Raw genomic sequence first — 12,949 nt, 5'->3', positions numbered from 1 at the left:
TTTCGCTGCCCGCCCTTCTGGCTCCAACGACCAACCCGATCAGGACATGCCATTGACCATGGCCCAAGGAATGAAGCGCCTCGGGACGCCGATCGCGGCGCTGCTCGGCATCGCGCTGATCGCCCTGATCGCGACCTCCTGGCTCATCAACCGCGACGCGCTGCGCAAGGCGGTCGAGGCGCAGATCCGCGACGTCACCGGGCTCGAGCTCAATGTCGCCGGCAGCATCGACATCTCGGTGCTTCCGGCGAGCTACATCTCCTTCCGCGACGTCGGCCTCAAGGGCGGCGGCACCAGCGCTCCGGCGCTCCAGGTCGACGTGCTCACCGCGAATTTGCGGCTGCTGCCGCTCTTGCTGCAACGTTTCGAGATCGCCGACCTGACGCTGCTGCGGCCGCGCATCCACGTCAGCCTGCAGCCGGACGGCGAAAGCAACTGGACGCCCTTCATCCAGACCATCGCGCGCACCATGAAGCCCGGAGCCGAGAACCAGGTCTCGTTCTCCGAAATCCGGATCCAGGACGGCGTGCTCGATTACGAGGACGTTGCCACGCATGCCACCGAGAAGCTGGAGGACATCGACCTGTCGCTGGCGTGGCCTTCGATCTCGCGCTCCTTTGCCGCGACCGGACAGTTCGACTGGCGCGGCGAGCGCGTCGACGGCTCGATCAGCTTTTCCGACTTCGTCGCCGCCCTCTCCGGGGACCGCTCCGGCCTGAAGGCGCGCATCGCCAGCGCGCCGCTCAAGCTCGCCTTCGACGGCAGCGTCGCCAACCGCACCAGCCCGATGATGGAGGGCACGCTCACCGTGGACAGCCCGTCCTTGCGCAACGCGCTGCGCTGGACCGGACAGCCGCAGCCCGGCAGCGGCGGCTTCGGCCGCTTCGTGCTGAAGGCGCGCGCCAACGTCGTCGGCGCCTCGATCGCGCTCACCAATGTCAATGTCGAGCTCGACGGCAATGCCGCCGAGGGCGTCATGACCTACGCCAATAACGGCCGGCAGACGCTGCAGGCGACGCTCGCCGCCGACGCGCTCGACTTCACGCCTTATATCTCGACGTTCCGCCTGCTCGCGAGCGGCGCGCGCGACTGGAACAGGCAACTGTTCGATCTCAACGGGTTGTCGACCACCGACCTCGACATGCGCCTGTCGGCGGCAAAGCTGACGGTCGGGCCGACCAAGCTCGGCCGCACCGCGATCGGCGCCAATGTGCGCAATGGCACGCTGGCGCTCTCGGTCGGCGAGGCGCAGGTCTATGGCGGGATCGCAAAGGGCTCGTTCGGCATCGCGCGGTCCGATACGGTCGCCGACATCAAGGCGCAATTCCAGTTCACCGACGTCGATCTGCAGGCCTGCGCCACCGAGCTGTTCGGCCTCAACAAGCTGTCCGGCCGCGGCAACATCAACGTCTCGCTCTTCGCCTCGGGCTCGAGCCCGTTCGGCCTCGTGCAGTCCCTCGACGGCAGCGCCACCGTGACCGGGCACAACGGCGCGATCTCGGGCTTCAATGCCGAGCAGCTGCTGAAGCGGCTGGAGCGACGGCCGCTGTCGGGTGGCGGCAATTTCCGCAACGGCTCGACGCCATACGACAATCTCACCATCTCGGTGAAATTCTCCGACGGCATCGCCACCGCCGAGGACATCCGCATCGAGGGCCCGGCGGCCAAGATCACGCTGACCGGCACCGCCTCGGTGCCGGCGCGCGAATACGACATGAAGGGCGTGGCGAGCCTCAACACGGCGTCCGGCTTTCAATTGCCCTTCATGGTGCAGGGCCCCTGGGACGACCCCCTGATCTTTCCCGATCCCGAAAGCCTGATCCGTCAGTCGCCTGCGGCGTCTCCCTTCCTCGATCTCCTCAAGCAGCGCATCACGGGAAGTGGAAAGCGTCCCGACGGATCGCCGACGGCGGAGAATGCCAAGGAAAACGCCAAAGAAAACGCCAAGTCCAACTGAGGCAAGATCCGGCACGGCTTCACGCGGCCGATTGGGTCGTCGAAATCCAGCTCTTCTCCTCCCGCACCAGTGGCGCTGCAGCGATCGTCGACGCGGCCGCGGGCGTGCTGCCCTGGCCGAGTTCACGGGCCAACACCTCGCGGTCACAGGCGTTCTCCCACAGCGAAATGGTGATGGACGCCACGCAATTGCTGATCATGCTGGTCAGCGCCCGCGCCTCCGACATGAAGCGGTCGATGCCGACGAGCAGCGCCACGCCAGTCACGGGCAGATCCGGCATCACCGAAAGCGTTGCGACAAGCGCGACGAAGCCGCTGCCGGTGACGCCGGCCGCCCCTTTGGACGTCAGCAGCATCAGCCCGAGCATCGCGGCGATCTGTCCCCACGACAGGTGAATGTCGCAGGCCTGCGCGATGAAGATGGACGCCAGCGTGAGATAGATGGCGCTGCCGTCCAGATTGAAGGAATAGCCCATCGGCAGCACGAGCCCCGAGACGCCTTTGCGGCATCCGAGCTGCTCCAGCTTGCGCAGCGCACCCGGCAGCGCCGGCTCCGAGGACGAGGTGCCGAGCACGATCAGCAATTCTTCCTTGAAGTAGCGGATGGTCTTCCACAGGCTGAAGCCGTTCAGCCGCGCCAGCGTGCCAAGCACGACCACCACGAATACGGAGCAGGCGAGGTAGAAGGTCAGGATCAGCAGTCCGAGCGAGCCGATCGAGCGGATGCCGTAACGACCCACCGTGAACGCCATGGCGCCAAAGGCGCCGAGCGGCGCGAGCTTCATGATGAAGCCAAAGGACACGAACAGCACGTGTGAGAAAGAGGCGACGGCCTTGGTCACCACCACACCCCCGTCCCCGGCGCGGCTGAGGCCAAAGGCGATCAGGATGGAGATCAGCAGGACCGGCAGCACTTCACCGTCGGCGAACGCTCCAAAGAACGAATGCGGGATGATGTGCAGCATGAAGTCCGTAAATCCGGTCGCACTGGCCTGCTTGGTGAATTTCGCCGCCACCGACGGATCCAGCGTGCTGACGGAAACATGCATGCCGACGCCCGGCTGGATCAGCCAAACGGCCACCAGCCCGGCGAGCAATGCGAGCACGGTCAGCAGGTAGAACAGCGCCATGGATTTCACCAGCGTGCGGCCGACCTCGCGGGAATCGCTGATGCTGGTGATGCCGCTCACGATGGTGCAGAACACGATCGGCGCGATCATCATCTTGACCAGCTTGACGAAGCCGTCGCCGAAGGGTTTGAGCGCGGCACCGAATTCAGGCCAGAAATGGCCGGTGAGGACACCCAGCGCGAGGCCCATCAGCACCTGGACATAGAGAATCCGGTAGAAGGGTTTTCCCGCCTCGGTGTTGGCGTGGCCAGCCAGCGCATCCTTGTGCATTCTCATCTCTCCCATGACTCTGATTTTTTGTGATGACGTCGGAGGCGGCGGGGCTCAGGCCGCCAGCACCGAATGAGGCACGTGTGATCGGCGGGCGAAGACGTGGCCCTCGAAGATTCGCCGGGCTGTTCGCAGCACCCGGGCAACCGGGCCGGGCTCGAGCCTGACCACGAGCTGGCCGGAGGGATGGGCCAGCGTGATCGGCACCGGCGGCGCCAGCGGTCCGACCATCTCTGCGGCAATCGTTCCGGGTGTGACGCATGCGGTCGCGATCGCGACGGCGCCTGTTACCGCCAGCGCGCTATGGCAGTCGTGCGGCATGAAGTATCTGACGTTCAACGTCGCCCCGCTCGCGGGCGCGATCAGAACCGGCTTCGGGATCACCATCGAGGCGGGATTGGGAAAGCCCATCCGGCGTCCGGCCTCGATCCGCAACTCCTCGAGGCGCGCGCGGAAGCAGCTGTCGGCAAAGTCCGAGGGAGCCTCGCGGCCGCTCGATCCCAGATCCGCCGCACGGACCAGCATGACCGGCATCGCCGCATCGAGACAGGTCACATCGATTCCCTTGATGGTGTCGACGGCGCGTCCCGTCGGCAGGAGACGACCGGTGCGTGCGCCGGCGGCGTTGGGGAAAGACAGCTCGATGGGCGCGGCCGTTCCCGGCACACCGTCAATCTGCGCCTCGCCGTCATAGGTCACCCGCCCTCCCGGCGTGGCGACCGTCGCGTCGATCAGCTTGCCGGTGTTGACGTTGTGGATGCGCACATGGGTGCGATCGGCGGTGGCGGCGACGAGGCCGGCCTCGATCGCGAACGGCCCCACCCCCGCCAGCATGTTTCCGCAGTTCGGCGAGGTGTCGACGATCCCTTCACGAACCCGCACCTGGGCGAACAGATAGTCGACGTCGGCGCCGGGCACCGATGCCGGTCCAACGATCGCGACCTTGTTGGTGACGGCATTGCCACCGCCGATCCCGTCGATTCCAAGGTCATGTCCGCCTCCCATCACGGACAAGAGGACCGCGTCACGCGACCTTGCGTCGGCCGGAAGATCGCGGGCCAGGAAGAACGGGCCTCGCGAGGTACCCCCGCGCATGACCACACAGGGAATGGCAATCTGATTGTTCATGGAGCTGTTCCATTCGGCGACAACTTCGCGCCGGCCGGAGCATCTCCCGGCAGAACTCTTTTGTGAAATGCAAATATCCGAGGTATTATTTCGTAAATCGGTATAATTGGAGGCGGCCATGAACGCGGAACTGCTCGACCTCAAGGCCTTCATCACCGTGGCGGAGACCGGAAGCTTCGTCCGCACCGCGCGGGCGCTGAACCTGTCACAGCCCGCGCTCAGCCGACGCATCCAGAAGCTGGAAGAAGGCCTCGGTGCGCCGCTGCTCGAACGCTCGACGCGCCACGTCAATCTCACCATGACGGGCCGCGACTTCCTGCCGAAGGTGCGCCGCCTCATCGACGAGTTCGAGACCTCGGTGCTCGCCATCCAGGATATCGGCGCGCGAAGTTCAGGCCTGGTCTCGGTGGCGGCGGTGCCGACCGCGGTGTTCTACTTCCTGCCGCGCGCGATCGGCCGGTTTGCCGAAACCTATCCGCGCATTCGCATCCGGATCCTCGACATCGGTGCCAACGAGGGGTTGGAAGCGGTCGCGCGCGGCGAGGTCGATTTCGGCATCAATTTCATCGGGGCTTCGCATGCCGAGATCGAGTTCGAGAAGCTGGTGGAGGATCCTTTCGTCCTCGCCTGCCGTCACGACCATCCGCTGGCGTCGCGCAAGCAGGTCAGCTGGCCGGAGATCGTGCCGCACCGGGTCATCACCGTCGGTCGCAACAGCGGCAATCGTGCGCTGATCGACAATGCGCTGGCGCGGCACGGCTTGCAGCTGAACTGGTCCTATGAAGTGGCTCACCTCTCCGGTTCGCTTGGCCTGGTCGAAGCGGGTCTTGGCATCGCCGTGCTACCGAAGCTCGCGACGCCCGCGGCCGGCCATCCGATCATTCAGACCATTCGCCTGATCGAGCCGGAAGTGTCGCGGACGATCGGCATCGTGCGCAGGCGCGGGGCGACTCTGTCCCCTCATGCCAGCCAGTTTCTCAAGATGTTGCTCGAGGCATGGCGCTCGCCTGCTCGCACGAGCGGGCAAGGCAAGCCGCGCGCGCGATCGGCTGACACGAGCCCGACTGCCGCTTCGGCCGGCATCAAGGGGAAGCGCTGACGAGGCCAGACACTGCGAGGCGAATTGATTGGCATGTATTGATGCGGCCTTTGGATCGATGCGCGAATTCGCGTCTCCAGAGCCTCGCTCCAACCGCGACATAGGTCTGACAAGAAGCCGCTAGATCGGATGACGGCCATGCGCTAGTGTTTTATACGACCGGTTAAAACACCGGCCGTTTGAGGGAGAAAAACGTGAAATCCAAGGTTATTCGCGCAGTTTCATTGGCGGTCGCTGCGGCTGGGCTATTTGCCGCCACCGCACCCGCCTTTGCGCAGCAAAAGACGATTACGGTTTGGTGGGTCAAGGGCTTTTACAAGTCTGAGGACGAAGCGCTCGCCGAGACGATCAAGAAGTTCGAAGCCAAGACCGGCATCAAGGTCGAATTGTCGCAGTACGCAATCCAGGACATGATCCCGAAGACCGTCGCGGCGCTCGATGCAGGCACCGTGCCCGACGTCGCCTATTCCGACAGCTACGACGTGCAGGTACAGGGCAAGTGGGCCTATGAGGGCAAGCTCGAGGACCTCTCCGGCGTCATGGAGCCGATCAAGGATCGGTTCGTGCAGAACACGCTCGACGCCTCGATTCTCTACAACGACGTCACCAAGAAGAAGGCCTATTACGGCTTTCCGCTGAAGCAGCAGAGCATGCACGTTCAGATCTGGAACGACCTGCTGGAGAAGGCCGGCTTCAAGCTGAGCGACATTCCGAACGATTGGGCGGGCTACTGGACCTTCTGGTGCGACAAGGTGCAGCCGGCGATCCGCAAGGCGACCGGCCAGCGCCTCTACGCCGTCGGCCAGCCGATGGGCGTGGAATCCACCGACGCCTTCCAGTCGTTCTACACCTTCATGGACGCCTATCACGTCAAGCTGGTCGACGACGACGGCAAGCTCCTGGTCGACGACCCCAAGGTTCGCGAGAACCTGATCCTTGCGATGAAGGACTACACCGACACCTACATCAAGGGCTGCACCCCGCCGTCCTCGACCACCTGGAAGGATCCCGACAATAACGTCGCGTTCCACAACAAGACCATCGTGATGACCCATAACTTCACGATCTCGATCGCGGCGAAATGGTTCGAGGATTCCCAGAACCAGAACCTCACGCCGGAACAGCGCGAGGCCGGCAAGAAGGCCTATGAACAGGACATCATCACGGCCTCGTTCCCGAAGGCGCCTGACGGTTCGACCATCCGCTACCGCTCCGACGTCAAGACCGGACTGATGTTCACCGCGGCCAAGAACAAGACCGAGGGCAAGCAGTTCATCAGCTTCCTGCTGCAGGAAGAGAACATCCGCCCCTACATCGAGGGCGCGCTCGGCCGCTGGTTCCCGGTGACGAAGGAAAGCCAGGAAAGCCCGTTCTGGCAGGCTGACAAGCACCGCAAGGCCGTCTACGCCCAGTTCAAGGGCGGCACCGCAGCGTTCGACTTCACCAAGAACTGGAAGTTCACGATTCTCAACAACGAGAACGTGTGGGCGAAGGCGATGAACCGCGTCGTCAGCGAGAAGGTTCCGGTCGACAAGGCCGTGGACGAGCTGATCGCCCGGATCAAGCAGGTCGCGGGCTAAGGTCCATCCCTCTCTCCCCGTGGCTCGCAGGGAGTGGTAAACGACAAACACCGGCCGCCTCGTGCGGCCGGAAGTCCTTTCAAAGAGTTTCGAAAGAATGGCGATCACGCTCTCTGGCGATCAGGCAATCCCCGGCCCGCCCCTGTCGTCGCGGCTGACCCCGGCGCAGGTCTGGGGCATCATCCTGCTCGCGCCCTATCTGCTCGTCTTCCTTGCCTTCGTCGTCTATCCCGTTTGCTATGGGCTTTGGCTGGCGCGGGCGCCGTCGAATTACGTTGCGCTATACAACGACCCGATCTTCGCGCGCGCCGCAATCAACACGCTGATCTTCCTGGTCATCGGCATCAACATCAAGATGCTGATCGCGCTGTTCCTGTCCGGCTTCTTCGCGCAGCAGCGCCCCTGGATCAGATGGCTTTCGGTGATCTTCATCCTGCCCTGGGCGGTGCCGTCGATCCCGACCATCCTGTCGGTGCGCTTCATGCTCAATCCCGAATGGGGCGTGATCAACCACCTCATCTTCTCGTTTACCGGCGATGACGGCCCGAACTGGCTGAATGACCCGACCGTGGCGCTCAGCATGGCAATCGGCGTTCACATCTGGAAGTCGCTGCCGTTCTGGACCCTGATCCTGATCACCGGCCGTCTCGCGATTCCGCACGATCTGTTCGAGGCCGCGGAGGTCGACGGCGCGAGCTGGTGGCAGAAATTCCGCTACATCACCTGGCCGTCGATGCAGACGCTGTACGTCACCTGCACGCTGCTCTCGATGATCTGGACGCTGGGCGATTTCAACAGCGTCTACCTGCTCACCGGCGGTGGACCTGCCGACCTCACGCACGTGCTGGCGACGCTCGGTATCCGCTATCTCCGGCTCGACCAGCTCTCGCTCGCGATGGCATCCATCGTCTGTGCGATGCCGTTCGTCCTGCCGCTCGTTTACTTCATGATGAAACGGTTGTCGCGATGAAGCTTCCCTCCCTCCGTGACGTCGCGACGGAAGCGCGGCTGCTGCTGATCGGCATTCCCGTCTTCCTGTGGACGATGATCCCGATCTACCACATGTTCCTGTTCGCGATCTCCCCGAAGGAGGACGCGTTCTCGGGCAAGCTGTGGCCGGACCATCCGACGCTGCACAACTTCGAGATCGTGTTCAAGCAGCAGCACTATTTCCTGCGCGACTTCTACGTCCAGTTCTGGAATTCGACGCTGATCGCGGCTTCCGTCGGCGCGCTGACGCTGGTCATCGCGACCGCAGCCGCGTTCTCGATCTCGCGGCTGAAGGTGCCGGGCGGACGCGCGGTGCTGAACCTCGCGCTCTTCACCTATTTCATTCCGGCGGCGTTCCTCGCGGTGCCGATGTATCGCACCATGGGCAATTACGGTCTGCTCAACAATCACTGGTCGCTGATCCTGGCCATGGTGACGATCGCGAGCCCCTACGCCATCTGGGTGCTCAAGCAGGCCTCCGACAAGCTGCCGGTGGAGCTGGACGAGGCCGCGGTGATGGACGGCGCCACCACCCTGCAGATCTTCCGCCTGGTCTACGTGCCGCTGATGATGCCCTCGCTGGTCGCGATCGGCACCTATGCGGTGCTGCTGGCCTGGAACGAATATCTCTACGCGTTCCTGCTGCTGTCGAACGACCGCGAGATCACCCTCCCCGTCGCGCTCGGCAACTTCCTCGCCGCCGACGACTCGCCGTGGGAGCTGCTGATGACCACCGGCTTCATCTACGCGCTGCCGCCGGCCGCGGTCTATTACGCCTTCCGCCGCTACATGGTGGGCGGGCTCACGGCGGGCGCGGTGAAGTCCTGACGCAACACGACGCAAGGGGTCGCCGCAAGCAAAGCGGTCGAGCAACGGCGTGGGCAATTGAAGATTGTCCACGCCTCATCTAACCTCCGGGTTCCCAAAGGCGGGCCCCGGCATCATGCGAAGCAACGACGCGATCCATCTCGGCCTGATGCTGCTGGCGCTCGCGGCCGCCTATCTGGTGCCGTTCGAGCTGTTGCTGCTGGCCTATGTCGTGCTCGGCCCGGCGCACTATTTCACCGAGATCTCGTGGCTGCATGACCGCAGCTACTACCTGCCCCATCGCGGCATTGCGGCGGTCCTCGCCATCGTCGCCGTGGTCGCGGCGCTGATCGACAACGCCTCGTGGTTCGGTTTTGCGATGTGGGCCGCGCTGGTCGTCTGCGCCATGCTGGCGGCGACCGCCACCGCGATCGAGAGCATGCTGCTGTTCATGGTGGCGCTTGCCCTGTCCGCGATCATGTATTCGAGCGGCTCCTCGCTCGCCGTGATCGGCATCCTGATTCCGACGCTGATCCACGTCTCGCTGTTCACGCTGATCTTCATGGTGCTCGGCGCCTACCGGTCCGGCAGCCGCGTGCAGGCCGCGCTGGTGGTGGTCTATCTCGCCGCAATCGCCGCGATCCTGCTGCTGCCGCCCGCCGCCGAAATCCGCTTCGCAAGCTTTGCCCGGGTCGGGCAGGACTATTTCGGCAATGTCGGCCCGGCGCTCGGCCGGCTGTTCGGCGTGCCGGGACTCGTCCTCGACACCAGGCTGACCAGCCTGCTCGCCTTCGTCTACACCTATCACTACCTCAACTGGTTCATCAAAGCCGACGTGATCCGCTGGGCCGAGGTGCCGAAGGCACGGCTCGCGGCAATGGCCGCGGCCAGCGCGGCGGCGACCGCGCTCTATTTTTACGACTATGCTTTCGGGTTCACTTTCCTGCTGGCGCTCAGCCTCATTCACATCCTGCTGGAGTTTCCGCTCAACGCGCTGGCGCTGCGCCAGCTCGGCGCGGCCATGCAGGACGCGGCCCGCGCGCGGTTCGCCGCACGACCGGCTACAGCGGCGCCGCGCTCTCGCCCTGCGAGCTCGACAGCTTCGAAGCGAGCGAGGCGATGACGATGACGACCGCGATCAGGGCGATCACCAGCGTGCAGATCGCGTTGATCTCGGGCTTCACGCCGAGCCGCACCTCCGAATAGATGCGGATCGGCAGCGTCGCCGAGCCCGGGCCGGTGGTGAAGCTCGCGATCACGAGGTCGTCGAGCGACAGCGTGAACGCCAGCATCCAGCCGGCGACGATCGCCGGCGCGATCAGCGGCAGTGTCACGGCGACGAACGCGCGCACCGGGTCGCAGCCGAGATCCATCGCCGCCTCCTCCAGCGAGCGATCGAGCGATCCGAGGCGCGACTGCACGACCACCGCGACGAAGCACATGGTCAGCGTGGTATGGGCGATCGTCACCGTCCAGAAGCCGCGCTCGGCGTTCAGCGCGACGAACAGCAAGAGCAGCGACAATCCGGTGATCACTTCCGGCATCACCAGCGGGGCATAGAGCATGCCGGAGAACAGGGTGCGGCCGCGGAACCTCTCCCCGCGCGACAGCGCCACCGCCGCCAGCGTGCCGAGCAGTGTCGCGATGGTCGCGGAGGCGACCGCAACCCGCAGGCTCATCCAGGCCGCCTCGATCATGGCGCGATCGTTGAAGAACTCGTGATACCAGCGCAGCGACCAGCCGCCCCACACCGTCACCAGGCGCGAGGCGTTGAAGGAGTACAGAACGAGGATGAGGATCGGCAGATAGAGGAAGGCCAGCCCGAGTGCCAGCGAGGCGATGTTGAAGCGGGACAGGCGGGCGACCTTGCGCATCGTCTCAACGCCCCTGTTCCAGCTGCCGCTTCTGCAGCCGCTCGTACAGCAAAAGCGGCAGCAGCAGCACGAACAGCAGCACGATCGCAGCAGCGGAGGCGACCGGCCAGTCCTTGTTGGTGAAGAATTCGAGCCACAGGGTTTGGCCGATCATCAGCGAATTGGATCCGGCGAGAAGATCGGGAATCACGAACTCGCCGACGATCGGGATGAAGCACAAGAGCACACCGGCACCGACGCCGGGCAGCGACAGCGGGAAGGTGACGAGCCAGAACACCTGCCAGGGCGGCGCGCCGAGATCGGAGGCCGCCTCCTCCAGTGCCGGCTCCATCTTGGCGAGCGTGGCATAGAGCGGCAGGATCATGAACGGCAGATAGGAATAGACGATGCCGATATACATCGCGGTGTCGGTGGAGAGCCACACCACGGGCTGGCTGACCAGATGCAGCGCGAGCAGGACCTGGTTCAGCAGGCCGTCGTGCTGGAGGATGTTGATCCAGGCGTAGATGCGGATCAGGAACGAGGTCCAGAACGGCACGATCACCAGCACCATCGCCACCGCCTGCCACCGTTTCGGCAGCCGCGCCATGCCGTAGGCGATGGGATAGCCGATCAGGAGCAGCAGCGCGGTGGCGGTGATGGCGATGGTGAGGCTGCGCACATAGGCGAAGACGTAGATGTCGTCGGAGCCGAGCAGCTTGAAATTGTCGACCGAGAGCGCTGCGAACGCCGCCTTGAGAGCGTCCCATCCCGCCGTCAGGTCGAACACCGGCTCGTAAGGCGGCTGCGCGATCGCGGTCTGCGACAGGCTGATCTTGAGCACGAAGGCGAACGGCACCAGGAAGAACAGCACCATCCAGACATAGGGCGCGATCGCGGCGAAGCGCGCCGCGCCTTGCGAAGATGCGGCGCGAGCTCATGATTGCAGCACCACGCAATCATCAGGCGTGAACCAGGCGACGACATGCTGGTTCAGGCTGTAGGCGTCGACGTCGAGCCGCGCGCTGTTGGCGACCGACGCCTGCAACATTCCGCCAGTGTCGAGCTTCACCTTGTAGGTGGTGGTGCCGCCGAGATAGCAGATGTCGGCGATCACGCCGTCGAGAGTGTTGATCGCCGTCTCACGACCGGCCTCGCTGACCGGGGCGCGGCGCGACAGCTTGACCTTCTCGGGACGGATCGCGACCGCCAGTTTTCCGGTGCCGACGGCTTCGCGCGGCTCGGCCACCACCAGCGCCCCCGCATCACGCGTGCCGATGACCAGACGACGACCGTCGCGCAACTTGGACTCCCCGTCGAACAGATTGATGTCGCCGACGAACTCGGCGATCCAGCGCGAACGCGGCGCCTCGTAGAGCTCGCGGGGGCTCGCGACCTGGGCGAGCTTGCCTGATTTCATCACACCGATCCGGCTCGCCATCGTCATCGCCTCCTCCTGGTCGTGGGTGACGATGATGAAGGTCATGCCGAGCCGCCGCTGCAGCTCCATCAGCTCGGCTTGCGTGCTCTCGCGCAGCTTCTTGTCGAGGGCCGCGAGCGGCTCGTCGAGCAGCAGCAGTTGTGGCCGGCGCGCCAGGGCGCGGGCCAGCGCCACGCGCTGGCGCTGACCGCCGGACAGCTGGTCCGGCTTGCGCTTTTCCAACCCTTCGAGCTTGACCAGCGCGACCATCTCCGCCACGCGCGTCGCGATCTCGGCACGCGGCATGCCGGCGCGCTTCAGGCCGAAGGCGATGTTGTCGCGCACCGACAGATGTGGGAACAGCGCATAATTCTGGAACATCATGTTGATCGGCCGCTCATGCGGCAGCGCCTGCGCGATATCCTTGCCGCCGAGGAGGATGCGCCCCTCGTCCGGCGCCTCGAAGCCCGCGAGCATGCGCAAGAGCGTGGTCTTGCCGCAGCCGCTCGGGCCGAGCAGCGCGAAGAACTCGCCGGCGTTGATATCGAGCGACACCCCGTCGACGGCGCGGAATGTGCCGAAGGTCTTGGCAACGCCGTCGATGCGCAGCAGCGGCTGGCCTGCGGCCGGAAATGATTCTCCGCCAGCCGGTTCAGCCGCAACGTTCGTTTCGGGCAATTCTTCCGCCATGGTCCCTGCCAACCCCGATTCCGCCG

10 protein-coding genes and 1 pseudogene are annotated in these 12,949 nt (G+C 64.7%); 6 read left to right on the top strand and 5 right to left on the bottom strand.

The features are described from left to right. The first annotated feature begins 58 nt into the window (after window positions 1-58). On the top strand, window positions 59-1,957 hold the full coding sequence (locus AB7M16_RS27370) for an AsmA family protein (RefSeq protein WP_453947273.1): 1,899 nt from the start codon (window positions 59-61) through the stop codon (window positions 1,955-1,957). Window positions 1,958-1,976: 19 nt separating this feature from the next. Here the strand turns inward: AB7M16_RS27370 and dctA are convergent, their stop codons facing one another. Next, window positions 1,977-3,356, bottom strand: a complete 1,380-nt coding sequence (gene dctA / locus AB7M16_RS27365) for a C4-dicarboxylate transporter DctA (RefSeq protein ID WP_453945599.1) — start codon at window positions 3,354-3,356, stop codon at window positions 1,977-1,979. A gap of 54 nt (window positions 3,357-3,410) precedes the next feature. Beyond that, window positions 3,411-4,484, bottom strand: a complete 1,074-nt coding sequence (locus AB7M16_RS27360) for a 4-oxalomesaconate tautomerase (protein ID WP_212254296.1) — start codon at window positions 4,482-4,484, stop codon at window positions 3,411-3,413. 118 nt (window positions 4,485-4,602) lie between these two features. Here AB7M16_RS27360 and AB7M16_RS27355 point away from each other — a divergent pair, with 118 nt between their 5' ends. The 5 genes from AB7M16_RS27355 to AB7M16_RS27335 all read left to right on the top strand — a co-directional run bounded on the left by AB7M16_RS27355 (window position 4,603) and on the right by AB7M16_RS27335 (window position 10,083). Next, entirely contained in the window at window positions 4,603-5,583 is a 981-nt protein-coding gene (locus AB7M16_RS27355) for a LysR substrate-binding domain-containing protein (protein WP_453945598.1), read from the top strand. A gap of 194 nt (window positions 5,584-5,777) precedes the next feature. Continuing rightward, a complete protein-coding gene (locus AB7M16_RS27350) occupies window positions 5,778-7,163 on the top strand; it encodes an ABC transporter substrate-binding protein (RefSeq protein ID WP_212254294.1) in 1,386 nt (461 codons plus the stop codon). A 97-nt stretch (window positions 7,164-7,260) separates the two neighbouring features. Continuing rightward, window positions 7,261-8,133 (top strand): carbohydrate ABC transporter permease, encoded by an 873-nt coding sequence (locus AB7M16_RS27345; protein WP_172784733.1) that lies wholly within the window; start codon window positions 7,261-7,263, stop codon window positions 8,131-8,133. Beyond that, window positions 8,130-8,981 (top strand): carbohydrate ABC transporter permease, encoded by an 852-nt coding sequence (locus AB7M16_RS27340; protein ID WP_172784734.1) that lies wholly within the window; start codon window positions 8,130-8,132, stop codon window positions 8,979-8,981. Before AB7M16_RS27345 ends, AB7M16_RS27340 begins: the two co-directional genes overlap by 4 nt. Before the next feature lie 115 nt (window positions 8,982-9,096). Continuing rightward, a complete protein-coding gene (locus AB7M16_RS27335; RefSeq protein ID WP_453945597.1) occupies window positions 9,097-10,083 on the top strand; it encodes a hypothetical protein in 987 nt (328 codons plus the stop codon). On the opposite strand, the gene AB7M16_RS27330 is transcribed toward AB7M16_RS27335, so the two are convergent. The 3 genes and pseudogenes from AB7M16_RS27330 to AB7M16_RS27320 form a co-directional block, all read right to left on the bottom strand. After that, window positions 10,022-10,834 carry an ABC transporter permease gene (locus tag AB7M16_RS27330; RefSeq protein WP_260382152.1) on the bottom strand — a complete coding sequence of 271 codons (813 nt, stop codon included), beginning with the start codon at window positions 10,832-10,834 and terminating at the stop codon, window positions 10,022-10,024. The genes AB7M16_RS27335 and AB7M16_RS27330 overlap by 62 nt on opposite strands. Before the next feature lie 4 nt (window positions 10,835-10,838). Continuing rightward, a pseudogene (locus AB7M16_RS27325) lies at window positions 10,839-11,754 on the bottom strand (ABC transporter permease). Continuing rightward, window positions 11,751-12,923, bottom strand: a complete 1,173-nt coding sequence (locus AB7M16_RS27320; RefSeq protein ID WP_453945596.1) for an ABC transporter ATP-binding protein — start codon at window positions 12,921-12,923, stop codon at window positions 11,751-11,753. The pseudogene AB7M16_RS27325 and the gene AB7M16_RS27320 overlap by 4 nt, the downstream one beginning before the upstream one ends. Window positions 12,924-12,949: the final 26 nt, after the last annotated feature.

The organism is Bradyrhizobium sp. USDA 372 (genome assembly GCF_053629095.1).
This window is presented reverse-complemented; position numbering and strand designations above follow the sequence as displayed.